Origin of the sequence: Gordonia sp. PvP123 (genome assembly GCF_040547295.1) — a bacterium.
In the GTDB taxonomy this organism is placed as follows: Bacteria; Actinomycetota; Actinomycetes; order Mycobacteriales; family Mycobacteriaceae; genus Gordonia; species Gordonia terrae.
This window is the reverse complement of sequence record NZ_JBEPPN010000005.1, coordinates 343,519-369,485: the sequence shown is the minus strand read 5'-3', so window position 1 is coordinate 369,485 and position 25,967 is coordinate 343,519. Positions and strand designations below refer to the sequence as shown.

Below are 25,967 nucleotides of genomic sequence, written 5' to 3'. Positions count from 1 at the left end.
AAGGTGTCACCGCGGTCGCGACCAACGGGGGAGAAGGTCGCGACCGCGGCTCCGGGGGCGGGTCCCGGGGGTGTGGTGACCCGCTACTCGGTCTTCATACGGCAGGGTCAGCGGGCTGCGTCGGCCGCTTCCTTCTCGCCACTCGCGCCGGCGTGGGTGAGTTCGCCGGTGTAGCTCTCGAGGTGAGCTCGCACGAACCACTGGAACTTCTCGAGCTCGGCGGTCTGGCCGATCAGGATGTCCTCGGTGATCGGATCGATGTCACCGATCTTCGAGATCCCGTCGCGATGCGAGGTGATGAAACCGTCGTACACCAGGTCGAGAGCGCCCAGGTGGGCCTGCGCGGTGTCGCGTCCGATGGAGTAGTCACTCCACGAGCGGTCCTGCTCGATGGCCTTGGCGGTGCCCTTCGGCGATGCGCCGAGGGTGGCGATGCGCTCGGCGATGGTGTCGGCATATCCGCGGACGAGCTCGACCTGGGGGTCGATCATCTCGTGGACGCCGATGAAGTTGGCGCCGACGACGTTCCAGTGGATGTGCTTGAGGGTGAGGTGCAGGTCGTTCAGCGCGCTGAGGCGCTCCTGCAGGATGCCGGCGACCTCGTCGGCGGCTTCATTGCTGAGTCCTGGTGCGGTGAATTTCGGCATACTTCGACGCTAGGCCCGCCGCTCCGGGGTGACGAGCGTGAAGGGGCATGAGTGACGGAACCGAGACGGCAGGTCACAGTGCGGTAACGAACGCCTGTGCGGGTGTTTGCGGCACCGACCCGCGGGAAGCGTAACCGCAGGTCGGCGCCGGTGTGCCCGTGTGCGCCGGTTCGTTACTCAGTAACCGCTCGAGCGCATCGGGGCGGGGTCGTACAGCCCGGAGCGTCGAGCAGTACCGAGGTCGAGTTCCGCGGCCGGTGCCGGGATGATCTCGGTGAACTGTTGCAGTCCGCCCCAGTCGCGTCCCCAGTTGTTACGGAGGTAGGTGGGCAGGAGGGTCGGACGCAGCATCGCCTCGGTGATGCCGAGCGGGCCGCCCGCGGTTCCCGACATCCAGGTCTGGCTGTTCTTCCGGGTGGCCTCGGCGTCGGGCATGATCCGCCACTGCGGCACCTCGAGGACGCCGTTGCGCACCTTCATCGGCTGCTGGCACGGGAAGACCATGCCGGGCAGCCAGTCGATGAAGACCGGGTCGGTCTGACCGACCACGTCGTTGAGCGTGGCCAGGGTGCTGACCCGCGGCGGCGTGACCGCCACCCACTCCGACGGTGCGGCCGCGGTGTCGGCGACCTCGACCCGCACGACGGTCGCCCGCTGCGGCGCATCGGCGAGCGGGAACCGCAGGTTGCGCCAGGTCGGGGTCTCGCCGATGTCGATCGGGAACATCCGGCCCAGAGCAGTCACCCGACCGTCGGTCTCGACCCGGCCGAACTGCATCGTGACCTTCTGGCCGGCGTGGACCACCCCGATGCCGTCGACCGCCTCCACCGAGCCGGCGACCGCCATCGTCAGCAGCGGGGCGTCCTCGGAGCGTTCGGGCAGCTGGTACCAGTCCGAGGTCAGCGACCCGGTGCCCGACGGCGAGCCGTAGCTGCCCAGCACGGGCGTCACGGCGGGGTCGAGTCCGAACGGCAGACGCACCGTCGATCCGTTGACGCCGCGGGCGCCCTGGCCGCCCTCGGTGCCGCCCTGAGCGGATGAGCTGTCGGCGGATTCGTCGGAACCCGCACCGGTCTGGGCGCTGTTCTGCGCACCCGAGGTGGTCGACGACTCGGTGCTCTCGGTCGCGTCGACCGAGAGCCGCCCGGGTACGCCGTTGGGGGTGAATCCGATGGCGTCCGGGCCGGCCAGCGCGGCGGCGACACTCGGCGCCGGCCGTCCGTCGACGGCCGCGGGTCGCAGCAGACCGGCGGTGGGATCGGCCTCCACGAGGACGTCGTTGGCCAGCCCGCACGAGTTGCCGGTGAGGGCGCGTGCGTTGGACTTCATCCACGACCACGAATCACGCTGCTCGTAGGCGCCTTTCGCGAACGAGGCGACCATGAACAGCACCATCATCCCGGCGATGACCGGCAGCGGGGAGAACTTCAGCTTCGAATACCACTTGTCGCCGCCCCGGGTTCGGGTCGTCTCGTCGACGAAGTCGTCGCGGAAGTGGAACCACAGACCCGCCAGTGCGGTGGCGACCGCGGCGACGAGGATGAACCAGGCGATGTTGATGCCGCCCACCGTGGGTGGGCGGTCCCACCACGGGACGCCGTAGCTGCCCACGAACCACCAGCCGTTGGTGCCGGCGAAGGAGATCCCGGTGATCGCCAGCACCGCGGCCGCGAAGAAGCTGCGGTTGCGGCGCGATCGCAGCACCGCCGGCGCCATCATGGCGCCCGCCGCGGCGGCGAGGCCCGCGGCGATACCCGCGTACACACCGAAGTGGTGGGTCCACTTGGTCGGTGTGAAGGCGATGAAGAACATGGTGCCGAGGGTCACCGCGACCAGGCGCCAGATCGGCGCGCGCGCAACGCCGTTCGGGTGCTCCCGACGGAGGAGGCGGAGCAGTACTACGAAGAGGCACAGGATCATCGCCAGCACGCCGAAGCGTCGTGCGAGCGTGCCGTCGGCTGTCGGAAGGATCAGGTAGTAGTAGCGGATCGGCTCCTGCCACCACTCGAGTGTCGGACCGACGTCGGAGGCGACCTTGTTGCCCGCGATCAACGGCGCGAGCGGCTGATCGGCGAAGATCTGGAACAGCACGGCGGTGCCGGCGGCCAGGATGGGGGCGAGCATCGGCAGCAGGCCGTCGCGGGAACGGCGCGACACCAGCGTTTTCACGATCGGCCGGATTCCGGCGAGCAGTGCGGCGACCGCCATCAGTCCGCCGGGAGCGAGGGCGAGCGTGAAGGCGGCGGTGACCACCGCGATGGCATAGGGGAGCAGTCGGCGGGTCGCGATCGCGCGCTCCACACAGCACCAGGTGAGCAGTGCGCCCACGGCCTCGGCCGGTTCCGGACGCAGACCGTTGTTGAACGGCAACCAGATCGCGAGGAAGACGAAGGCAGCCGACCACACGGCGGGCGTGCTGTGCCGGACCGCACGGCCCAGACGCGGGATCACCTCGCGGCTGATCAGCCACCAGCCCAGCAGGCCGAGAAGGAACGCGGGCAGGCGCATGAACGGTGCCGCGACGCTCACGTCCGTCATGGCCGAGATCACCTGGAAGTGCCAGCCGAACGGATCCTGCGGCACACCGAAGTAGCGGAAGTAGTTGTCGGCGTATCCGGCGTCGCCGGTGATCCGGCCGACGATGAAGTTGTAACCGTCGTCGGAGGTGTTGGCGCCCGCGAACCACCAGAAGGCGAGGATCGCGAACACCGCGACGTCCGGTGGCCGGATGGTGAACCATCCCGACGGGAGGAAGCGCTTGTGGCTGCGGCCATCTCGTCGATCCAGAATCCCGAGTGCGATCAGCGAGACGATCGTCAGGAGGATGCCGAGCGCGATCGCGATGAGCTTCAGCGGGGTGGGGGTGCTGACGTAGCGGGTGTCGATGGTGGCGCGCAGCGCCAACCCGTCGCGCGGCGCGTCGGCGGGCAGATCGCTGTAGATGCCGACGATCTGGGGACGCATCTCGTGGTCGGGCAGGGCGAAAGCATGCGAGGCACCCGAGTCCGCGCCCGGTTCGGGGAGACCCTCGAATCGCCCGCTCACCCCTTCGCCGTCGGCCTGGAAGACGATGCGGCAGTTCGGGTTCGTCTGTGCGGCGGTGCGATCGGTGTTCAGCAGCGCGACGTTGCGGTCGGTGAGGGTCAGCGCGTCGGCCGTCGCCCGGACGAACAATCCGCGGGCGCCGGCGTCCTGGCCGCCCTCGGGGATTGTCGACAGCAGCACCCCGCCCTGCGCGGGCAACCGGGTGGCCAGCGAACACGGCACCGACATGTCCATGTCGATCGGGACGAAGGACACCAGCGGCGCGGCGACATCCGAGACGCCACCACCCTGCGGCCATTTCAGTTCTGCGGTCGACTGATTCACCGGGAGCAGCGGGGTGAGGACGGCCAGCAGGAACCCGAGCAGGCCGGTGACGGTCGCGACGACCTTCGGGTTGACCCTGATCGTCGGGTTGCCCGCCGCCAGGCGGGAAGTGCGGGACTCACTCATCGGATTGGGGCTCCACCCTGATCGAGCCGGTGCGCGACCAGCCCCATTGCGTCGTCGATGCCGTGTCGATCCGCGCGTCGGGCGCGTCGGACACGAGCGGTGTCAGCTTCTCCAGTGCGCCCCAGTCGCGCACCCAGTCGTCCTGCAGGTACGTCGAGACCGCCGACGCCGAGGTGGTGGCCTCGGAGATGCCCAGCAGCCCGCCGTCCACGCCGGCCTGCCAGGTCTTGGACTGGGAGTTGGTCAGCGGGTAGTCGCCGAGGATGCGCCACTGCGGCACCTGCGCGACGCCGTGGGAGACGCCCATCGGCCGCTGGCACGGGAAGTGCGAGGCCACCCCGAAGTCGATGAGCGTGGGCGCCGCCGATCCGACGACCTCCTGCAGCGTCTGCAACCGCGGGGCGCGCGGCGGTGTGATCCCGATGAACTGCTTCTCGCCGAGATTGTTGTCCTGCAGGGACAATCGCATCACGGTCGCGCGCGGCGGGGCCGCCGACATCGGCACCCGCATGTTGCGCCACGGCATGTTGAGGATCACGGGCCCGGGGTCGATCGGCAAGATGTCGGGGCCGACCTGCTCGAAGGTCCCGTCGACGCCCGGACGCCCGAACTGCACCACCATCTTCTGTCCGAAGTTCCGTACGCCGAAGGTGTCGATGGTCGAGACGGCGCCCGCGGTGCTGAACACCAGCAGCGGCGACGCGGAGCGGTCGGCGGGCAGGTCGTACCAGCCGGTCGTGAGCCGCGCCTCGCCCGGATATCCGTAACTGCCCAGGACCGGCGTGGTGGCGGGGTCGAGTCCGTAGGGCAGTTTGGCGGTGGAACCGTTCACGGTCTCCGGTCCGCGCCCGCCGGTGGTCCCGGCACCCAGCCCCCCGGTGATGGCGAACGGGCGGGCCATACTCGCCGACACGTTCATCTGTCCGGGCCGCTGGCTCCCCGGCTCGGGCTGGAGGTCGTCGGGAATCCCGTTGGGGGAGAATCCCACCGGGTTCTCGCCGCGCAGCGCCTGGGTCGTGGTCGCGCCGCCCGCCGGGGTCAGCATGCCGGCGTTGGGATCGAGTTCGACGAGAACATCGTCCGCGAGGCCACAGCTGTTGCCGCGCAGGGTGTCCAGATTCTCGGCCAGGGCCGTCGACGCCGGGTATCGGGTCACCGCGGCCTTGGCGAACAACAGCAACTCGACGATCACGAGGAGCCCGGCGATCACCGCCAGCGGAGAGGAGGCGAGAAAGAGTCGTCGACGATCGGCCCGTGTCTCGCCGGGCCCGGTGTCGGCGTGGGCGAGACCGCGATTGGTGACGTAGTCCAGGCGCAGGTGCTGCCACACCGCGACCGCGGCGGCGATCACGGCGAGGATCAGGAACAGGGTCGACGCCTGGTAACCGGCGATGACCGGCGCCCGGTCGAACCAGGAGATGCCGTATTCGTAGAGGAACGGCCACGAGTTGTATCCCGCCATCGCCGCCGCCATCGCGAACAGCAGCCCCGAGACGAACACGGTCAGGTTTCGGGCCGACCGGGCCGCCGACTGGGCTACGGCCACGGTGGCCACCGCCGCGATCGCCGACGCCAGCCCGGCGAGCACGCCGAACTGGATGGTCCATTTGGTGGGCGTGAACGCGAACAGCAGCAGGGTGACACCCACGGTGCCGATCAGGCGCCATGCCGGACCCGGGTCGACGCCGCGAATCCTCGTGCGGCGCAGCATGACCGCGACCGTCACGAACAGGCCGGCGAGCAGGAGCAGCAACGGCACCCGACGGGTGAGAGCGCCGTCGTCGGTCACGACCGAGATGAAGTAGTACCTCAGGAACTCCTGGTGCCAGGAGATGACCGGTCCGACCGTGTAACGCAGCTTGATCGCCTCGAGGACGGTCGCCAGGGTCTGATCGCGGAACACCACGATGAGGACGAGCATTCCGGCCGCGGCGATCGGCGCGAGGAGGGTCAGCGTCGACGTCCAGACGGAGCCGTCGAGTCGTCTACGCCGGTCGATGACGATGTGCAGCAGCGAGCGGGCCGCCACCAGCAGGATGGCCACGCCGACGAGGCCGTGCGGGGCGAGTGCGAGGGTGAACCCCGCGACCAGCGCGGCGAGGGCCGCCGGCAGGAGTCGTCGTGTCGCGATCGCGTGTTCGGCGGCCCACCAGGTGAGCAGCGAACCGAGGACGATGATCCCCTCGCTGCGCAGCCCGCTGCAGAACGGCAGCCAGAACGCGGTGAACGTCAGGGCGGCGGCCCAGATCGCCCAGGAACTCCGTCGTACTGCCGGACCGAGGCGGGGTAGGAGCACCCGGCTGAGGACGAACCACGACACGAGCCCGGCGATGAGTTGCGGGATGTGCATCCACAGCACGGACGGTGAGACCGATGACCACGCGGCGAGGAAGCTGTAGTACCAGTCGAACGGAGCCTCGGGGATGCCGTAGAAGCGGTAGTAGTTGGCGAGGTAGCCGAAGCCGTCCGCGGTCCGGCCCATGTTGAGGATGTAGCCGTCGTCGGGTGAACCGGCCCCGAGGACGCTCCAGACCAGCAGGATCGCGGTGACGATCAGGTCGGTGGCCCGGGGTTTCAGCGAATGCCACCAGGAGCGGGTTCGCGCGCCGATCCGCCGGTGGTAGCCGCCGATGCGATCGAGCAGCCCCAGCGCGACGACGGCGACGAGAACGGACAGGGCGGCGAGCGCCATCACCACGATCTTGAGGACCGACGGCGACGATTCGTAGCGGTTGTCGATGGTCACCTGCACGCGGAGGCCGTCGGCGGCGGCGGCGCGAGCCTGCTCCGGGTTCAGGTTGCTGAAGATGCCGTCGACCTGGGGGCGGCGGTCCGGCGGCAGCGTCGTCGACTCGCCGAGCCCGACGAACTCCGCGCCGGGGCCGGTGGGCGCGGAGAAGATGCGCAGTTCCCGGCATCGGTCCAGGTCGGCACGCGCGGCGGTGGCGGCGAGGCTGTTCCGGAAGGTCACGGTGATCGCGGCGTCGGTGGCGGTGACCCACAACGACGACGACTTCGACTTCGGCGCGTTGGTCGGCATGGTCGCCAGGACCACCCCGTCCTCGGCCGATGCCAGCGTCGCGCATGGGATGCGGGCGTCGAGGGTCTGCGGGGTCTGCGCGATGAGCGGGGCCATGACCGATGAGGTGTCGGCGCTCAGGTCCTGTCCGGCGGGCCAGTCGAAACCGGCGTCGACGGCCTTGACGGGCAGCAGTGGGGTGAGGGCGCACAGCACGATGCCTGCGATCCCGGCCACGATCGCCACCCACCGGGCGGTGCCTGCGGAGATCCTGGTTCCCGGCCCCGATGTTGCCGGCCCCGGCGACGACGGTTCTGCGGAATCCTCTGGCGAGGTCGGGGCTGTCACAGGCACGGTGCCTCATCGTAAGCGACGTGCCTCAGGCCACCTAGGGCCCACCCCGCAGCCCTGATCGACGAGGAGCGTCCGGAGCTTGCGGAGGGCGCGTCACCCCCGCTCCCTGAGCTGAGGAGCGTCCGGAGCTTGCGGAGGGCGCGTCACCCCCGCTCCCTGAGGAGCGTCCGGAGCTTGCGGAGGGCGCGTCACCCCCGCCTCCCTGAGGAGCGTCCGGAGCTTGCGGAGGGCGCGTCACCCCCGCCTCCCTGAGGAGCGTCCGGAGCTTGCGGAGGGCGCGTCACGAAGGGTCCCGCCCGCGCGACAGCTCAGATCGTGCCCGCGGGGCGGAGCCTACCAGCAACCACCGACAATCTTCAGTGGCGACTAGGCGGCGGAAAAAATCTGTCGGACAACACATTTCGCTCTGCCGACTGCCCGCCTTTCGTGTACAGTCGAACGTACATTCGTAGCAACTGTTCTCGGGGGGGAGGTGGCCGTCATGGCCGACGCCACGCACGTCGACGATTCGGTGGCGCCGCAACCGCGTGCCGTCGAGCTGGTGACAGAGTTGCATGCGATCCTCGATGAGTTGCAGACTGTGGACTTGTCGCCGTGTACCGATACCGAGTTGGCTGACGTGGCAGCCGATACCGAACGTGCCATCGCACGCCTGACCGTCGCCGGTGACCGGCAGATCGATCAGGTCGAGGCCCGCGATCTGCCCCGCAAGTCCGGCTGCCGAACCCTCATGCAGTTCATGACCCACCGGCTGCGGGTCTCCAACCCGGTGCGGCGTCGTAAGCAGATGGACGCCACCGCCACCCGCACCAGCCTCGGCGGCGAGGTCCTACCGCCCGAACACCCCTGCCTCGCTGAGGCGTTCGCTGCGGGAGCGGTTGGCTCTGCACACGTGCAGGCCGCCCTCGATGTCCTCGACCAGATCCCCCACGCCGTCGAGCATGATGTGAAAGTCGCTGCCGAGCGTCAGATGGCCGAGATCGCCGCCGACCACACACCCGCCGACATCACCCAACTCGGCGCGCGGCTCCTCGCTCACCTCGACCCCGACGGCACCCTCACCGACGACACCGACCAGAAACGGCGCCGCAACCTGTGGATCGGACGCCAACGCGCCGACGGCACCGCCAAGATCTCCGGCACCCTCACCCCCGAACTCGCCGCCCGGCTCACGATGATGTTCGCCGTCTGGGGCAAACCCGGACTCAACAACCCCGACGACCCCAACTCACCGTCCGGACCGGCCGGCACCGCCGACCCCGACGCCCTCGCGCTCGCAGCCGACCGTGACCAACGCACCCCCGCCCAGACAAATCACGACGCCCTCGACGCCGCACTCACCGCTGGCTTTTCAGACGGGATTCTCGGAACGTCGCACCGCGGCCTGCCCGCCCATCTGATCATCAAAGCCGATCTGGGCGACCTGATCCGCGAAGCCGGGCTCGCCACCACCGCCACCGGCACCCTGCTCCCCATCCCCGACCTGATCGCGATGGCCGGCGACGTGCAGCCGTGGTTGGCGATCTTCAAAGACGCCACCGCGGTGCCGCTGTACTTCGGTAGGGGCAAGCGTCTGGCCACCCGCGAACAACGTCTCGTCTCCTTCGCCCGCCCCGACGGGGAAGTGTGCTCGGCACCCGGCTGCGAGCAGCCCGCCACCCAGGTCGAACTCCACCACGCCCAGAAAGACTGGGCCAAAGGTGGTTTGACCGACATCGACGACCTCGCACCCGCCTGCCCGCGGCACAACCGAATGGTCGGCGACCAACCCGGCCAGTACACCACCCGAATCGAACGGTCCGGACCCGACGAAGGCCGCTGCATCTGGCGACTCAACGCCGAACCCGGCGCGCCACCCAACCCCGAACAGATCAACCGCCGACCCGACATACCCCGGCGGTTCGCACAACATCTGAACACCGTGCGCAACGAGATCCACGGACCGACCATCCGAGGGTTTCGCAGACTCGGTCGCCAGACCCTTCGTGACGCGCCCTCCGCAAGCTCCGGGCGCTCCTCAGGGGGCAAAGGGCCCGGCGACCAGTCGCGCCCCGACGCCGTCGGTCATGGCGACAGCGGTCGGCGTCTCGAACTCGCCTACCGCGAACTCGTCCAGCCGCGAACACTGCCGGAGCATCCCACCACTCGACCACTGACCCCGGTCGAAGCAGCCCTCGCACGCATCCTCGCCGACCATCCGTGACTGCGGAGCAGCTCGCCGGGCTGACTGCCACCACGGCGACCGGGCCGTCAGCGCCGCCGAATCGCTAGCATGCCGCCTGACTGTCAGTGCCGCAGCGGCGCGGGACTCCACAATCCGCTGCGGGTGGCCGTGCCGGTCTCGATCTCGGCGAGCGTGTCGACGTCACCGTATGGCTCGTAGCGTTCGAGGGCGCCCCAGTCGCGTCCGATGTCGGCCATCAGGTAGGTCGGCAGCGCCGTCGCCTGCTGGGAGACCTCGATCCACCCGAGCGGGCCGCCGCCGAAGCTGTTCTGCCACGCCGACACCGCAGCCGCCAGGTCGGACCCGGGCTTGATGCGCCACTTCGGGATCTCCGCGACCCCGACGTCGTGGGTGAACGGACGCTGGCACGGGAAGGCCAGCCCCGATGTCCAGTCGATGTGGACCGGGTCGGTGTCGCCGACGACGTCCTGCAGGGTGTCCATCTGCGGGATCCGCGGCGGGGTCAGCACGATGAACCGGTCCTCGGCGAGGTTGTCGTCGGTGGCGACGATCCGCACCGCGGTGGTGTCCGAGGGGAGCTCGTCGGTGTTGTATCGCAGGTTTCGCCACGACGGGCGCGGGCCGGGGTCGATGAGTTCGGTGTCGCCCGCGGCCTCGAGATCGGCGTCGCGGGTGTCCGGGCCGATCGGGTCGGCGGTGTACTCGAGCATGACGTTCGGGTTGTCGTACTCGCCGGCCACCGCCATCGTCAGCAGCGGGCGGTCCCGCCAGTCCTCCGGCAGTGCGTACCACCCGGAGGTGAGGCGGGCCGGCACCTGGTCGAGCTTCGAATAGCTGCCCATGACCGGGGTCGACGCGGGGTCGAGGAAGAACGGGAGGGCCGCGGTGCTGCCGTTGATCCCGGGCTCGGAGATCTCGCCGCCGCCGGTGCCGCCGGGGTTGGAGTTGACGATGTCGGGGGACTGCCAGACGTCGCCCGACAGCACGCCGAGAGATCCCTCGCTGGCCGTTGATTCCAGTGCCGTCGGCACGCCGTTCGGGAAGAACCCCGAGGTGGTCGGGGAGGTGCCGGGTGCCGGTGGCGGTCCGCCGAGCGGGTTGGACAGGGTGGGATCGACCGGACGGAGCATGTCGCGGTTGGGATCGGATTCCACCCAGACCTTGTCGGCCATGCCGCACGGGTTACCGGCGACCGCGGCGAAGTTGGACCGCGGGACCGAGTACGACGAGCTCTGGTGGATGCCGGCGAAGATCGCGGTGACGATCTGGAAGACGACGACCGCCATCGCGAGGTAGGCGAGCGGCGCGGCGGCCATCGAGGCGATCAGCCGCCTGTACCAGCGCTGATGAGCGGCGTCGCCGGCGGTCGACTCCTCGACGTGCGGATCGGTTCCGGTGAACGGCTCGCGGAAATGGAACCAGAGCGCGAGGAGCAGCAGGGCGAGCGCGGCGTAGAGCAGCACGCTGCCGAGCATGATGCCGCCGATCTTGACCTGCTCCACTCCCCACGGCATACCCCAGGCGGAGTAGTAGTAGTACGAGTTCGGCGCGGTGAACGCGAGACCGCCGATGAACAGGACGAGCGCGCAGAACAGGGTGCGGTTGCGCCGGGAGTGCATCGACTGCTGGCTGGCGGCGATCGCGGCGATCGCGGCAAGGGCGGCGGCGATGCCCGCGAAGACACCGAAGTGATGGGTCCACTTGGTGGGCGTGAACATGAGGAAGACCAGCGACGCGAAAGTGATCGCGACGATGCGACGCGTGGGGCCGATGGCGGTGCCCGGGATGCGGTTCTTGCGAACCAGCACGGCCGCCGAGACGACCAGTCCCAGGATCATGGCGAGCACGGCGAAACGTCGGGCGATGGAACCGTCGGCAGAGAAGGCGAAGAGCGCCGAGTAACGGCCGATCTCGTTGTACCAACTCATCGACGGGCCGAGCGCCGACTTCATGCTCGACGCCTCGGCGAACGACCGCAGGGTCAGGTTCGAGAACACGACGAAGACGACGAAGGTGCCGGCAGCCAGGATCGGCGCGATCAGCGCGACGAACGACCAGCGCAGTAATGTGCGGCGGTCACGGTCGGCGGCTTCTGAATCCTTCGGTGACGAACCAGTGGACGAGGTGGAACCGGACAACTCGGCGACGACGCGGGCCCGCTTGATGAGCGCCATGATCATCGGCCGCGCGCCTGCGATCAGTGCGGCGACGGCAAGGAGACCCGTCGGCCCGGCGGCGATGCTGAAGGCACCGATCAGGCACGCGACCGCGGCGGGCAGCATTCGGCCGGTGGCGATGGCGCGTTCGACCGAACACCACGTCAGCAGCGCACCCAGGCAGATGATCGGCTCGGGCCGCAGGCCGTTGTTGAAGGGGAACCAGCACGCGAGGAACGCGAATGCCGCGGTCCAGGCGACCATCGGTCGGGTCAGGGCGGCCCGGCCCAGACGGGGGAGAACCTCATGACTCACGATGAGCCACACCAGGATTCCGCACAGGAGTGCCGGCAGTCGCATCCACGGGCTGGCCACCGAGACGTGGCTGAGCAGACCGAACACCTGGTAGTACCAGCCGAAGGGTGCCTCGGGCGCGCCGTACCACCGGAAGTAGTTCGCGGTGTAGTCGCTGTCCTGGGCGACTCTCGACATGGTCAGGAGATAACCGTCGTCGGAGGTGTTGGGCCCGATCATGTGCCAGAGGATCAGCGCCCCGATCACCACGTAATCGCGGGCGTTGAGACGCCACCATCGGGCCGGGAAGATCCGTCGATGGCGGCGACCGTCGGTCGAGTCGAGCGCGGCCAGTGCGGCCAGTGACAACAGCGTCGACGCCACGCCGACGATGACGACCAGCCACTTCGAGATGGTGGGCGCGGTGTTGTAGCGCGAATCGATCGTGACGTGGGCGTCGAGGCCCGCGATGTCGGCGGCGGGGCCGGACAGGTCGGTGAAGAGGCCGGTGACCTGGGGGCGTTGATCGGGCCAGTACTTGAAGGCCTCTTTGTCCTCCGTCGTTCCTGCGAGCGGTTCGTCCTCGCCGTCCTCGTTCTGGGTGCCGCTCGTCATGCCGACGAACTCGGCGGTCACCGCGTCGGAGTCGGCGTGCACGACGATCTCGCGGCAGCCCTGGTCGCGCATGTCCTGCAGGGTGGCCGAGACCAGCGAGACGTTGCGGATCACGACCTCGACGCCCTGCCGGTCCAGGGGCGCATCGGCAGCGCCGGTCTTGCGGATGAACAGGCCGCGCTCACCCGACTTCGGTGCCTGCTTCGGAGTGGTCGAGAGCAGCACCGACCCGCCGGGCGGCAGGTCGTCGACGGCGGTACAGGGGATCGTGACGTCGAGGTCGACGGGTGTGTAACCGATCAGCGGCGACGACACCGAACCGATCTGTCCGTTCTGGGGCCAGTCGATCTCGGCGGTTCGCTGCGACACCGGCATGAGTGGTGTCGCGAGTGCGAGGAGGAACCCGAGCAGTCCGGTGACGATGGCGACGATCCTCGCTCGTCGAACGGTCTGCGATGGCACAAAGAGAGATGGTAGCCCTAGGGACGTCTCGTCCCGGTCGGTGGCAGTGTCGGCGTCGGAGACTCGCCGACCGGCAGGTCAGGGCCAGTAAGGTGAACGCCATGTCCGACGCCGAGGTGACCGACCGTCTGCCGATCCTGCTGCTCAACGGTCCCAACCTGAACACGCTCGGCACCCGGGAGCCCGCCGTCTACGGCTCGGACACCCTCGCCGACGTGGTCGACCTCGCCGAGCGCACCGCTGCCGAGCTCGGCTTCGGGGTGCGCGCCGCGCAGACCAATCACGAGGGACAGATGCTCGACTGGATTCACGAGTCCGTCGGCGAGATCAGCGGCATCGTCATCAACCCGGGCGGATGGACACACACGTCGGTCGCCCTCGCCGATGCACTCGTCGTCCCCGACGTCCCCGTGCTCGAGGTGCACATCAGCAACGTGTATCGGCGCGAAGCGTTTCGTCATCACTCCTATGTGTCCCCGATCGCGGCCGGGGTGATCGCCGGTTACGGGATCCGCGGCTACGAGTTCGCGATCCGCAGGCTCGCCGAACTCGTCGACTGACCCCGCGCCCCGTCGACTGTGCGCTGCATTCCGTTGACTGGCCGTCGTTCTACGTTGACTGTGCGTCGGTTTTCGTCGACTGTGCGCGGTGTGATCGCGGCGGGTGGCCTGAGCGCGTCGAGTCACGGTGACTCGACGGAGGATTCGAGAGCGCGGTCGAGGATGGTGCGGAAGCCTTTGACCAGTGCCTGGTGGGAATGCAGCGTGCCGCTCTCGAAGCCGATCAGCAGATACATTGCCGCGGTGGCGAATTCCTCGGCCTCCTCGCGATCGTGGAGCACCTCCTCGTAGGTGGCCGCGATGATGTCGCGGCGCTCCCGGTCCACGGTGTGCTGAATGGCGAGCACCTCGGGATCGTGTGCGGCCCACACGCGGATCGCGGCCTCGGTCGCGTGTGGCAGCCGTAGGCCGATGTCCGTGAGGGCGTCGAGACGCTCCCGTGGATCGGCGATGTCGCGAGCACCGGCGATCAGTCGCTGGCTCTGTTCGTCGCGCCAGTGACGGATGAGGGCGGATCGGTACTCGGCCCAGTTCCCGAACGCGTGGTAGAAGCTCCCGGTGGTCGTGCCGGTCGCCTCGCAGATCGCTGCCAGCTTCAACCCGGCATGGCCGTGCTCCGTGAGGATGGCCAGGCCGGCGTCGAGGTAACGCCGTTGGGTGTATTCCGACGGCTTCGCTTTCTTGCCGGTGGCCATCACCCCAGTGTGCTGCACGAATGGCGAGGCCGGCGCCCGGGGTCCGCGCCCCCGCAGCACCGCGAACACATCGAATGTGACCCCTTGCACATTTCTATAAGTCGACTTACAGTGACGTGGCACTCACCGAGGAGGACATCCGATGGGCAAGGCGACCCGCAACCAGGGACTCGATCCGCAGACGCAGTTCCACGAGATCTACCGAAACCTGTCGACCTTCGACTTCCCCTGGGACATCAATCAAGCACTGAGCTTTGCCCTGTTCCGCACGTATGCGGTGCCGAGCATCGGCCGATTGCTCGACGAGACGCGTGCGTTCACGGCCGAGACCCAGAAGCGCTACGACGACACCTCGCTCCTGCTGGAGGTGCCGCTCCTGGACGGATTCGACAGCAGTCGGGGCAAGTCCGCCATTCGGCGCATCAACCAGATGCACCGCATGTACGACATCAGCAACGACGACATGCGTTACGTCCTGTCGACGTTCGTGGTCGTCCCGAAGCGGTGGATCGACGATTACGGCTGGCGGAAGCTGACCGACGACGAGGTGACCGCGTCGGTGAACTACTACCGGACGCTCGGGCGCCACATGGGTATCAAGGAGATCCCCGAGACCTACGGCGCTTTCGAGACCCTGATGGACGCCTACGAACGCGAGCATTTCGCGTTCGACGAGGGTGGTCGCCGTGTCGCCGATGCCACCAAGAGTCTGCTCGCGTCGTTCTATCCCAAGCCGCTCGCGCCGGCGATCGACGTCTTCAGCCGATCGCTGATGGATGACGCGTTGCTCGAGTCGTTCGGCTACCGGCGACCTGGACGTGTCGCGCGGTCGCTGTCGATCGGAGGACTCAAGGCGCGCGCCCGGGTCGTGGCCGCCCTGCCGGCCCGTCGATCACCACAGTACGTATCCGAGATGCAGCGAATTCGCAGCTACCCGAACGGTTTCGACATCGAGAAACTGGGCACGTTCGCGGGTGGCTGCCCGGTTAGGCATCTCCCGGCCGAGCCTGCACAGCATGCTCCGGCCGGGAGCTGAGGCCCCGGGCTGCGTCTGCCGAATCTGCGAAGAAGGTTGATCTGTTCGTCCGAACCCTTGCGCCGCGGAGGCATTAGTGCAACCCTGGGGTTGCATCAATAACCGGCGACGAGGGAGCACCGATGAGCGACGACACAGATACATACGACGTGACCGGTTCGGCGGCAGCCGAATTCGACCGGATCGAGCGCGAGATCTCGATCGACGCATCCGCCGAGAGGGTCTGGTCTCTGGTCAGCGAGCCGGGGTGGTTCATCAACGACAAGGCGATCACCGAGCACCGGATCGAACGCGACGGAGACCTGTCGACCATCCACGACCCGGCTCACGGCGCCTTCACGTTCCGCACCATCGCACTCGACGAACCGAGATACGCCGCGTTTCGGTGGCTCGCCGACTCCGCTGATCCGCAGTCGGATTCGACGCTCGTCGAGTTCTGGATCACGCCATCGGAATCCGGCGTTGTCCTCAAGGTCGTGGAGTCCGGCTTCGCGTCCCTCCCCGGAACGGATGCCGAGCGGCGCGCGCGGTTCGACGGCAACAACGAGGGGTGGACCATCGAACTCGAATTGGCGCGAACACATCTCGGCGGCGTGCATGCCTGACGTCGCATCGGTCGAGGTCTTTGCCGCGCTGTCCGATGAGAGCCGATGGCAGATCCTCACGCGCCTGGGTTCGGAACCCGCGTCCGCGTCACGTCTCGCGGACGAGCTCCCGATCAGTAGGCAAGCGATCGCGAAACACCTCCGCGTGCTCACCGAGGCAGGGTTGGTGACCTCGTCACGGGTCGGCCGCGAGATCCGCTACGAAGCCGTGGGGACGCAGCTCTCCCGGGTCGCGCACCGCCTCGACGCCATCGGACGAGGCTGGGATCGCCGTCTCGCCGACATCAAACTCCGTGCCGAGAGGGGTTGAGCCGCACCTCAATGCTCCCTGAGGTGCGAGGAGCGTTAGCGACGAGCCTCGAAGGGTCTGGCGAGACGACTCGCGAGACCCTTCGTGACGCAGCCTCCGCAAGCTCCGGCCGCTCCTCAGGGAACGGGGGCGCCGATTACGCTCCTCGCCACTCGGGGAGCGGAGGCTCCTCAAGGGTTGCGGACTTTCAACACCTCGTCGATCGCCCGGGCGGTGTCGGCGGCGTGGGGTGCGCGGATCATCGAGATGTGATCACCGGAGACGTCGTAAAAGCTCACCTCGCCCGACGACATCCGCCGCCACAGGTCCGGGTCATCGGGATTGGTGCGCGCCCGGATGACGCCGACGGGGCCGGCGTGGTCGCGCGGCCGGTAGCGGCGGATCATCCTTGTGCCCAAGCGGAAGAACACGACCCACTGCACGGGGGTCGGGAGCTGCACCATGCCGGCGGTGGGGACGAGGACCGCGAGCACGATCTCCTTCACCACCCGTTGGGGGAGAGGTTCTTTCGCCGGGGTGGGATCGTCCCCGGTGCGGTCGGGGAGAGCGGTGTCCTGGGTGTCGCCGCGTCGGGCACGCAACCGGTCGAGGACTCCTCCCTTCTCGCCGCGGACCCGGCGAGCCAGTGCCGGGTCGAACAGCGAGTCGAGGACGACGACCGGATCGCACGTCTCGCCCGCGTCGGTCAACCGCGCAGCGACTTCCATCGCGACGAAACCGCCGAGCGAATAGCCGCCGACCTGATACGGCCCGTGGGGCTGAACCGACCGGATGTCGTCGATCGCCCGTCGTGCGGCGGCGCGAACGGAATGATCGGCGCGGCCGCGCTTTTCGACGCCTCGCGACTGGATCGCGTAGACCGGCCGGTCGGTCTGTAGTGCGCGGACGACCGGGGTCAGACTCGTTGCGAGACTGCCGGCGCCGGCGACCAGGAAGATCGGTCGGCCGGTACCCTTTCGCAGCGGGATGAGGGTGGCACCCGAGGCATTCGCCGAACGTTCCCTGGCTGCGGACTCGATGCGCTGCGCGAACAGCGCGATGGTCGGCGCCTCGGCGAGCATTGCGGTGTTCACGTCGAGTTGGAGATGATGCTGAACCTCGGCCAGCATCTTCGCCGCGGCCAGCGAATCGCCCCCGAGCTCGACGAAATCCTCGTTGCGGCCGATGGATTCGAGACCGAGGATCTGGCACCAGAATCGGTGCAGCGCCATCTCGGTCATCCCGCGGGGCGGCTCGTGATCGGGGCGGGCGGGCGGCGGTGGCAGTGCTGCCCGGTCCACCTTGCCGCGCTCGTTGCGGGGTAGTTCGGCGAGGACGACGATGTCACGCGGGATCATCCACGGTGTCAACGTCTTCCCGAGCTCCTGCCGGATCTCGGCCGGCGAGGGCGACCACTTCTCGGGATCCACGGCGACGTGGGCGGTGAGCCGGGCTTCGTCGCGGTCGGCGGTGACGACCGCGTCGGTGGTCCAGGCCAGGGCGCGGAGCGCGGCTTCCACCTCCAGTGGTTCGACGAGGTAGCCGCGGATCTTGATCGCGTCGTCGCTGCGTCCGAGGAGCGCGAGTTCGCCGGACTCGTCGAGTCGTCCCAGATCCCCGGTGCGATAGCGGGCTCGGCCGTCGGGCAGCTGGATGAAACGCTCGGCGGTCAGCTCCGGATTCCGGTGGTAACCGGACGCGATGTGAGCGGACTCGACAAGGACCTCACCGGTGGCGCCGGCGGGCAGGTCGTTGCCGTCGGCGTCGACGATGCGGACGGACTTGTCCGATGCCGGCACACCCACCGGAATGGCGCCCGGTTCGATGTCCCGGTCGGGCGGGAACAGATTGAAGGCCAGGTTGCCGACCTCCGATGCGCCTGCCCAGCAACAGAAGACCCCGCCGGCGAGGATCGTGTCGCGGGCCAGCTGCACATCGGCACGATGCGTCGGTTCGCCACACGTGGACAGCAGGCGTAGCGAGTTGACGGCGTCGTCGGCCGACAGTTCACCCAGCCACGACCGCAGCAGCGACGGGGTGCAGTGTGCGGTCGTCGCCTCCTGCGCGACCAGCCAGTCCCGCAACCCGGTGGTGGTGCGGCGGCGGACGTCCCACAACAGCATGGTCGACCCGTTGAGCAGGCTCATCGCGAGCGCGTCCAGGCCGCCGCCGAAACTGAGCGGCAGCAGGACCACGGCACGATCCGCCGGCCGCATGCCGAGGAAACGGCGGCCGTCCCGGGCATGGTTGACCGGCATCTTCTGCGACAGCACAACGCCTTTGGGGGTTCCGGTCGATCCCGAGGTGAACAGCAGGACCGCCGGATCGCTCGGTCCTGGCTCGACGACGTCAGTTCGCGAGGGCTCGGCCTCGGCGTCGGTGTCCAGCAGTTGCGCACCGGAGCGTTCCAGCACGACGTCGCGTCGGTCCGGTGGCAGGAACGGGTCGATGAGGACGAGGGGCCGCCCGGAGCACAGCACGGAGAGCATCGCGATGACCGAGTCGATGTCGGATTCGATCTCCACTGCAACGGGTCGGCCCGAGTCGGTCGTCGTGGTGATCGTGCGCGTGAGGTCGTCGACTCGTCTGGCGGCATCCGCGAAGGTGATGGACTGCTCGGGCGTCCGGATCGCGATCGCGTCGCCACGGGCCGCGGCCACCGCTCGCCAGCGGGCGGCAACTGTGTGCGCGGTGCCGGTGCCCGGGAGGTCGGTGACGACCGCACCGTCGGGGTGAGTCGGACGTGTCTCGAGAGGGTTCTGGCTGGTCATGTCCTCAAACTTCCGCGGAGGCGGGAACGTCGACGGTCATGGACGGGCCACGGGAACTCGAGCCCGGGCAACGGTGCCACGCCGTGCGGGACTCGGCCCCTCCTCCGGCCCCGCCAGCTTGCTAGGTAAACCTACCTTTAGTTGCGCGATGCAGCACGACCGGGAGCCCGCGTGCAGCGTCGTCCGTACGCCCGAGATCGCCGAATGTAACCTGTTCACTGGTCGCCGGACACTGTGTTCAGCGCCGGTCCGTCGACGATGATCGGGTCGTTCGACTTGTGCGAGGAGAGATCGACGATGCAGTACGACGAAGTGGTTCTGGGGCGTCGCAGCATTCGCGGGTTCACGCCGGACCCGGTCCCCCGGGAACTGATCGAGGAGATCCTCGCTCTCGCGATGCGGGCACCGTCGTCGATGAACACACAGCCGTGGAACTTCCATGTGATCACCGGTGAGCCACTGGATCGCATCCGTGCCGGGAACACCGAGCGCAATCTCGCCGGTGTGCCCCATTCGCGAGAGTTCCGGACCGGTGCGGAGAAGTTCACCGGCCCGCACCGCGACCGTCAGGTCCAGGTCGCCAAGCAGCTGTTCGGTGCGCTGGGCATCGCCCGCGAGGACACGGAGATGCGGCTGGACTGGGTGCTCCGGGGTTTCCGCCAGTTCGATGCCCCGGTGTGCGTGATCGTGACCTACGACCGCATCCTCGACGGAAGCGACGACACGCCATTCGACTGCGGGGCGGTCTCGACCGCACTGGTCAACGCCGCCTGGTCCCGCGGTCTGGGCGCGGTGATCAACAGTCAAGGCATCATGCAGTCACCCGTCGTCAGAGAACACGCCGGGATTCCGGACGACCAGGTGATCATGAAGAGCATCGCGCTGGGCTGGCCCGATGACACGTTCCCGGCCAACTCGGTGATCTCCGAGCGCAAATCGGTCGAGGAGGCCACCACCTTCGTGGGCTTCGAGCAGTAGCGGCGTCGCACCCTGGTCCGGTGGCGGCGGTCAGCGCGGTAGGCGGGTCATTCCGTAGAGTCGCTCGGGCCGCACGCGCAGCAGTCGCCGCTGTTCGCGCACCATCGCGGCCCGATACTCGTCCCAATCCGGATGATCCTCACCGCGAAACGCCCGATACCAGGCGACCAGGTGGTCGACGGTCGCGTCGTCCGGAGCCGCCGCCACCGGACTCAACGTGCCCGTGCCCTCGACCACGGCGTAACCGGAGAAGAATCCGTCGCCGAGGACATGGAGACTGACCCGGGGATCACGCTCGACGTTGCGCGACTTCGCGCGCGGCGCCGTGACCGAGATCAGCGCAGACTCGGTCTCCGGCTCCCAGACATGAACGACGTTGGACGATTGTGGTCGTCCGTCACGCCGGAGCGTGATGAGGATCGACTGCTGGTGATCGGCGACGATCTTCAGCAGTTCAGGGTCGAGGGCATCTCTGGGAACGTTCATGCGCATCTCCAACGTCGGCAGCGCAGAGATCCTTACCAGGGAACCTCAGATCGGGCGGAGTCGAGGCCGTCCGCGTCAGCGCGACAGCGCCTCACGTGCGGCCGTGGCCACTCCGCCGCGATGGATCGGTCCGTGGCCGGGAAGCAGTATGTCGGCCTCGAGCTCGGTGAATCGTTCGACGCTGCGTCGAGCCGTGGGTTCGTCGTGCTGGAAGAGCGACGGGATGCACTGTGGGCCGGTGATCGTCGAGATCTCGTGTCCGCTCACGAGCGCGTCGCCGGATACCAGGGCGCGGCCGTCGGCGACGAGGTAGGCGCTGTGGCCGTCGGTGTGGCCGGGACTCGCGACGGGGACGGGCGCACCCGGGAGATCGAGCGGTTGCCGCTCGTCGACGGCGGCGTCGACGGGGAAACCCGACGCCCGTGCCAGGCCCGCGCGGCTGAGGACACCGAGCGGAGTGGTCTTGGCGAGCCATGCCCATAGTCGCGGATTCGCGACCTGCGGGGCGAGGTCGAGTGCATTGGCCTGCTGAAGGTGGTGGCGCAGCGCGTGATCCACCTCGACCGCGTCCATGTAGACGTCGAACCCGTACTGCGCCTGCAGCTTCACGAGGCCGCCGAGGTGATCCACGTGGGCGTGGGTGAGCAGTGCGCCGCGCACATCCTCGGGCGTGCGGCCGATCCGCTCGATGGATTCGACGACCTGACCGGCCTGCCCCGGGTAACCGCCGTCGATCAGCGTCAGTTCGCCGTGCTCCTCCAGGAGGATCCAGTTCACGACGTCGGTGGAGACGAAGTGCGTCGTCGAGGAATCGCCGTCGACCCGGGTGATCGTCATCGGCCGCGAGGTGCCGAACGGGCGCCGCATCGTGATCACTTCCGGACGACGAGGACGAACGGGCCGCGCTCGGTGACCTCGAAGCGCGGGTCGTCGAAGACCGTGGGGTCGAAGGTGACCGTGTAGCGCTTCACGTTCGGGTCGTTGGGATAGACATCCTCGGCGAGACGGAGCGTGTAACCGTCTGCGCTGTACCGGAACAGGAAGACATTCGGCGGAGTCCACGGCGAGCGGTCGAGGGCGTCGACGAGCTGGTCGGCGTTCTCGCTCTCCGCCCATCGCGCGATCGCCGCTGCGCGCTTGTCGAATTCGGCGAGCGGATTCGCGTAGTGGGAGGTGAGTCCCTGGAAACCCCAGTAGGGGTAGATCGACAGGAACCCGAAATCGGCGGTGAGAACGACGTTGTCGGTGCGCGGCTTGCCGGTCTGCTCACGGATCAGTGTGTCCAGCTCCGCGAAATACGATTCGGCGCCGGCCGGGCGGGCATCGGCGCGTTCGCCGTAGCCGTCGGTGTCTGTGTAGGCGGTGGTGATCTCGGTCCCCAGATGGCCCGGGATGCTCTGTGCCATCGCGATGGCCGAGAGAACGGCGAGTGCCCCCACGACGACGCGCACGTCGCCGAACCGGCGCACTGCCCAGTGTGTGAGATCGACGACGCCGAAGACTCCGGCCGCGCTCAGGGTGGCGACCAAGATGGGCTCGAGGCGGAACGAGAGCAGGGTGGTGCCCAGTGCGGTCATCAGCATCGACAGCAGACAGAACAGGTAGACCGTGACGACCGTGACGCCCATCGCCAGGGCGACGGTGCGTGTGCGGAAGCGCAACAGGATCCACAGGAGGCCGATCATCGTGATGGCGCCGACGAGATCCAGGCCGAACATCGGGAGCGGCAACACCGAACCGCGCTCGGGCAGATAGTGTTCGGCGGTCCCCCCGCTGGCGGGGGTATTGGTCAGGCGCGCCCAGAGGTAGGGCGCCCAGACCAGCAGTGCGATCAGTCCGGAGATGACCCCGACGGCGACCAGGCGACCGACCACCGCGAGCACCACGCCGCGTCGTCGGCTCGTGACGGTCGCCGATGGAGTGGCCTTGTTCGACGCGCCCACCCATCCCTGCACAGCGAAGTAGCCGGCCAAGAGGACGGCGGTGAGGGCGAACAACCCGGTGTAGAGCGTGTAGGTCGCGGCCGAGATACCCAGGAACACACCGGACGCCGCCACGGCAGGCCAGCTCGTCGCGCCGAACAGCGGGCCCACCGGTCCGTCGGCGGCTCGCGTTCGCCCGCGCAGCGCGTAGGTCAGGGTGATCAGCATCGGCACGCCGATCAGCACCAGAATTGCGGCGTACGGTTCCGGCGAGGCATACAGGAGAGTGACGGTCGTGACCGCGAGACCGAGCGCGACACCGCGATCCGCGCCGAACATGCGGATGAACAGGATGACGCCCACGGCTGCCGCGACCGACATCGACACGATCGCCCACGTCTTGTAGGCCTCCCAGCCGGGCTGGCCGAGCAGGTTGGCGAAGCGGCCGCCCCACCAGAACCAGCCGGCCGGGTAATAGGGCGCCAGGTCGGTGTAGGTCATGTCCGCGAGGTGCGGGCTCGACGTCATCCGGGTGAGGTACTCGGTGCGGAACTCCTGATCGACCGACAATCCGAACAGGTAGAGACGTGTTGCGCCCAGCGGCATTCCGATGGTGACGGTGACGAACCCCGACATCGCGGCCGCGGACAGCGCCGGCACCAGCAGGCGTCCCTTGCCGTACCGGTAGAGCAGTGCGGCCACCACCAGGATGGCGATGGCGAGCACCTGCCCGGCGGTCGTCAGCGACCGGGTCACGTTGGAGGAGTTGAACGCCGGCCAGTCGACGGTTCCGATGGCCGTCAGTCCCGCCATCGACACCGCCCCGCCGACCACCACGGCGATCAGCAGTGACAGTGCCGTCCGCCCGTAGCCCGTTGAACTGCGACGGTCGGCCGGCGAGGTTTGCCCCGCTCCCTGTGGTGCGGGCGGCGAGTCTCCCCCCGCTCCCTGAGGAGTCCCGGAGCTTGCGGGCGGCGAGTCTCCCCCCGCTCCCTGAGGAGTCCCGGAGCTTGCGGAGGGACGTCTCGAAGGGTCAGGTCGGTTCATCACGTCCACTCAGACTCGGCGATTCAGCGATCAGATCGGCAGCTTGCGGAAGATCGGCCGCGGGATGTGGCGCAGCACCATCATGATGTAGCGGAACGGTCCCGGCACCCAGACGATCTCCTTGCCCTTGGTGGCCGCGGCCACGGCCAGGCGCCCCACATCTTCCTTGTCGACCGTGAGCGGCGCTTCCTTGACATGCGCCGACAACCGGGTGCGCACCTGGCCGGGACGGATGACGAGGACGCGAGCACCGAAGGGGCGCAGCGCCTCTCCGAGTCCGAGGTAGAACCCGTCGAGGCCGGCCTTGGTGGACCCGTAGACGAAGTTGCTGCGACGGACGCGCTCGCCGGCGACCGAACTCATGGCGATGATCTGGCCGTGTCCCTGGGCCTTGAACTTCTCACCGAGCAGCACGCCGACGGACACCGCTGCGGTGTAATTGATCTCGGCTTCGGCGACGGCGAGGCCGTGATCCTGCCAGGCCTGTTCGTCGTCGCCCTGGATGCCGAAGGCGACGATCGCGACGTCGACGTCGCCGTCGGCGAATGCCTTGTCGATGACGGCCCGGTGGGTGTCGGTGGCGCGGGCGTCGAAGTCGATCTGGGTGACCTCGGTGGCGCCGGCGTTCTTGGCCTTCGCCACGGCCGCGGCGGCGGTGGGATCACCCGGCAGGGTGGCGAGGATGACCCGCGCCGGGCCCTTGGTCAGGTACTCGGCGGTGATGGCGAGCCCGATCTCGGAGCTGCCGCCCAGGACCAGGATGGACTGCGGGGCGCCCACGGCGTTCAACATGTGTACTCGCTTTCGATGACGTGCAGGTCGGTGGGGTGCGTCGGAAAGGCTGGGAGTCAGGCGAGTTCGAGTCGCCGGCCCATGTCCGACATGAACACCCGGTTGGGGTCGATCCGACGACGCGTGGCGATCCACTTGTCGATCTCCGGGTACATGGCGTGAAAGTTCTCGGCCGAGGTGCGCGAGTCCTTGGCGGTGTAGAGGCGGCCGCCCATCGACATGACGCGGCGGTCGAGCTCGTTGAGGAACTCGGCGAGACCGGCCTTGACGGGGAAGTCGAGGCAGACGTTCCAGCCCTTGAACGGGAAGCTCAGGGGCGCCCGGTTGCCCTCGCCGAAGAGCTTGATGACGTTGAGGAAGCTGACGTGGCCCGACGCCTGGATGTCCTCGATGAGTGCGGTGAACTCGCCCTCGTTGCCGGTCGGCACGATGAACTGGTACTGGCAGAAGCCGCCACCGCGTCCGTACGCGTTGTTCCAGTCACCGAACACGTCGAGCATGTGATAGAACTGCGCGAGATTTTTGACCTTGCCCTCGCTCGGCGGTCCGATCCGGTAGTAGGCCTCGCCGACCGCGGAGAAGCTGAGCTTGTTGGCGAGCCCGCGCGGGAAGATGTCGGGGAACCGGACCAGCGGCTTGTTGTTGAACGACAGCGGGTTGTCCCGGTACTTCTCCGGCAGTTCGTCGACGCGGGCGAGGTTGCCCCGCGAGAAGGTGCCGCGGCCCAGCTTGGGCGGTGCGCTGATGGTGTCGAACCAGCCCGAGGCGTACTCGTACCCGTTCTCGAAGCCGTCCTCGAGGTGCAGGTCGATGGTTTCCTGCAGCGAGCCGGTACGAGCGGTATCGGCGATGAAGTACGCGCTCTCGGTGCGCTTCATCTGGATCGTCGCGCGCAACACGATCCCGGTCAGTCCGATGCCGCCGATGGTCGCCCAGAAGAGTTCGCCGGTGGGATCGTCGGCCGAGCCGCCCGGGGTCAGGGTCAGGACCCGTCCGTCGGCGACGAGGAGTTGCATCTCGACGACATGATTGCCGAAGCTGCCCTGGCTGTGGTGGTTCTTGCCGTGGATGTCGTGCGCGATCGCGCCGCCCACCGTCACCTGGCGGGTGCCCGGAAGAACCGGCACCCACAGGCCGTGCGGGAGCGCTGCCTGCATGAGCGCGTCCAGGGAGACACCGGCATCGACATCGACGGTGGCCGATTCGTCGTCGATGGCATAGATCCTGGTCAGTGGCGTCATGTCGATAGTGAGGCCGCCGCTGTTCTGGCCCGACTCGTTGTAGGAGCGACCGAGTCCGCGGGCGATGACGCCGCGCTTGAGGTAATCCGGCTTGTCCGCGTTGTCGTCGGCCACGCGGGCCACGGCCTCGGCGATGACCTCGGGGTACGGCGTGGACAGGACATGACCCTCGATCGGGGTGGTGCGAGACCAGCCCACGAGCTTGCGGGTCGTGATCGGCAGCAACTCTTCAGTAGACATCGCTAGAGAGGGTACCTGGGCGAGGTGCTCACCGACCGTCATGCCGGGGCCGGGTCCGGGAGGCGCACCGGTGGACAC

The 25,967-nt window shown here is 68.2% G+C and carries 17 protein-coding genes; 6 read left to right on the top strand and 11 right to left on the bottom strand.

Features of this window, described 5'->3' with window-relative positions:
• Positions 1 to 107 precede the first annotated feature (107 nt).
• The 3 genes from ABIC25_RS12055 to ABIC25_RS12045 all read right to left on the bottom strand — a co-directional run bounded on the left by ABIC25_RS12055 (position 108) and on the right by ABIC25_RS12045 (position 7,515).
• Positions 108 to 647, bottom strand: coding sequence for a Dps family protein (locus tag ABIC25_RS12055; RefSeq protein WP_004018737.1), 540 nt, complete (start codon positions 645 to 647; stop codon positions 108 to 110).
• A 177-nt stretch (positions 648 to 824) separates the two neighbouring features.
• Positions 825 to 4,142: an arabinosyltransferase domain-containing protein gene (locus ABIC25_RS12050; RefSeq protein ID WP_354561581.1), complete on the bottom strand. Its 3,318-nt coding sequence runs from the start codon at positions 4,140 to 4,142 to the stop codon at positions 825 to 827.
• The gene (locus ABIC25_RS12045) at positions 4,135 to 7,515 is read right to left on the bottom strand and encodes an arabinosyltransferase domain-containing protein (RefSeq protein ID WP_354561580.1); all 3,381 of its coding nucleotides are present in this window, start codon (positions 7,513 to 7,515) and stop codon (positions 4,135 to 4,137) included. The genes ABIC25_RS12050 and ABIC25_RS12045 overlap by 8 nt, the downstream gene beginning before the upstream one ends.
• Before the next feature lie 481 nt (positions 7,516 to 7,996).
• Between ABIC25_RS12045 and ABIC25_RS12040 the strand changes: the two genes are divergently transcribed.
• Positions 7,997 to 9,718, top strand: a complete 1,722-nt coding sequence (locus tag ABIC25_RS12040; protein WP_354561578.1) for an HNH endonuclease signature motif containing protein — start codon at positions 7,997 to 7,999, stop codon at positions 9,716 to 9,718.
• Between the two features lie 83 nt (positions 9,719 to 9,801).
• Here the strand turns inward: ABIC25_RS12040 and ABIC25_RS12035 are convergent, their stop codons facing one another.
• Complete coding sequence (locus tag ABIC25_RS12035; protein ID WP_354561577.1) at positions 9,802 to 13,227, bottom strand: arabinosyltransferase domain-containing protein; 3,426 nt, start codon at positions 13,225 to 13,227, stop codon at positions 9,802 to 9,804.
• Positions 13,228 to 13,328: 101 nt separating this feature from the next.
• On the opposite strand from ABIC25_RS12035, the gene aroQ reads away from it, so the two are divergent.
• A complete protein-coding gene (aroQ, locus tag ABIC25_RS12030) occupies positions 13,329 to 13,787 on the top strand; it encodes a type II 3-dehydroquinate dehydratase (protein WP_101820633.1) in 459 nt (152 codons plus the stop codon).
• A 122-nt stretch (positions 13,788 to 13,909) separates the two neighbouring features.
• On the opposite strand, the gene ABIC25_RS12025 is transcribed toward aroQ, so the two are convergent.
• Complete coding sequence (locus tag ABIC25_RS12025) at positions 13,910 to 14,482, bottom strand: TetR/AcrR family transcriptional regulator (RefSeq protein ID WP_354561575.1); 573 nt, start codon at positions 14,480 to 14,482, stop codon at positions 13,910 to 13,912.
• 142 nt (positions 14,483 to 14,624) lie between these two features.
• On the opposite strand from ABIC25_RS12025, the gene ABIC25_RS12020 reads away from it, so the two are divergent.
• The 3 genes from ABIC25_RS12020 (at position 14,625) to ABIC25_RS12010 (ending at position 16,433) form a co-directional block, all read left to right on the top strand.
• On the top strand, positions 14,625 to 15,518 hold the full coding sequence (locus ABIC25_RS12020) for an oxygenase MpaB family protein (RefSeq protein ID WP_354561573.1): 894 nt from the start codon (positions 14,625 to 14,627) through the stop codon (positions 15,516 to 15,518).
• 122 nt (positions 15,519 to 15,640) lie between these two features.
• Positions 15,641 to 16,123 (top strand): SRPBCC domain-containing protein, encoded by a 483-nt coding sequence (locus ABIC25_RS12015; protein WP_064570740.1) that lies wholly within the window; start codon positions 15,641 to 15,643, stop codon positions 16,121 to 16,123.
• Entirely contained in the window at positions 16,116 to 16,433 is a 318-nt protein-coding gene (locus ABIC25_RS12010) for an ArsR/SmtB family transcription factor (protein ID WP_004021849.1), read from the top strand. Before ABIC25_RS12015 ends, ABIC25_RS12010 begins: the two co-directional genes overlap by 8 nt.
• A gap of 170 nt (positions 16,434 to 16,603) precedes the next feature.
• Here the strand turns inward: ABIC25_RS12010 and ABIC25_RS12005 are convergent, their stop codons facing one another.
• Complete coding sequence (locus ABIC25_RS12005) at positions 16,604 to 19,183, bottom strand: alpha/beta fold hydrolase (RefSeq protein ID WP_354561571.1); 2,580 nt, start codon at positions 19,181 to 19,183, stop codon at positions 16,604 to 16,606.
• A 297-nt stretch (positions 19,184 to 19,480) separates the two neighbouring features.
• Between ABIC25_RS12005 and ABIC25_RS12000 the strand changes: the two genes are divergently transcribed.
• Positions 19,481 to 20,161, top strand: a complete 681-nt coding sequence (locus tag ABIC25_RS12000; RefSeq protein ID WP_354561570.1) for a nitroreductase — start codon at positions 19,481 to 19,483, stop codon at positions 20,159 to 20,161.
• Positions 20,162 to 20,191: 30 nt separating this feature from the next.
• Here the strand turns inward: ABIC25_RS12000 and ABIC25_RS11995 are convergent, their stop codons facing one another.
• The 5 genes from ABIC25_RS11995 to dprE1 all read right to left on the bottom strand — a co-directional run bounded on the left by ABIC25_RS11995 (position 20,192) and on the right by dprE1 (position 25,889).
• Positions 20,192 to 20,647, bottom strand: a complete 456-nt coding sequence (locus ABIC25_RS11995; protein ID WP_101820718.1) for a PPOX class F420-dependent oxidoreductase — start codon at positions 20,645 to 20,647, stop codon at positions 20,192 to 20,194.
• A gap of 75 nt (positions 20,648 to 20,722) precedes the next feature.
• On the bottom strand, positions 20,723 to 21,514 hold the full coding sequence (locus ABIC25_RS11990) for an MBL fold metallo-hydrolase (protein WP_354561568.1): 792 nt from the start codon (positions 21,512 to 21,514) through the stop codon (positions 20,723 to 20,725).
• Between the two features lie 5 nt (positions 21,515 to 21,519).
• Positions 21,520 to 23,616 (bottom strand): galactan 5-O-arabinofuranosyltransferase, encoded by a 2,097-nt coding sequence (locus tag ABIC25_RS11985; RefSeq protein ID WP_354561566.1) that lies wholly within the window; start codon positions 23,614 to 23,616, stop codon positions 21,520 to 21,522.
• A 30-nt stretch (positions 23,617 to 23,646) separates the two neighbouring features.
• A complete protein-coding gene (gene dprE2 / locus ABIC25_RS11980; protein WP_004021843.1) occupies positions 23,647 to 24,408 on the bottom strand; it encodes a decaprenylphospho-beta-D-erythro-pentofuranosid-2-ulose 2-reductase in 762 nt (253 codons plus the stop codon).
• 56 nt (positions 24,409 to 24,464) lie between these two features.
• Positions 24,465 to 25,889, bottom strand: a complete 1,425-nt coding sequence (gene dprE1, locus ABIC25_RS11975; RefSeq protein ID WP_248644354.1) for a decaprenylphosphoryl-beta-D-ribose oxidase — start codon at positions 25,887 to 25,889, stop codon at positions 24,465 to 24,467.
• Positions 25,890 to 25,967: the final 78 nt, after the last annotated feature.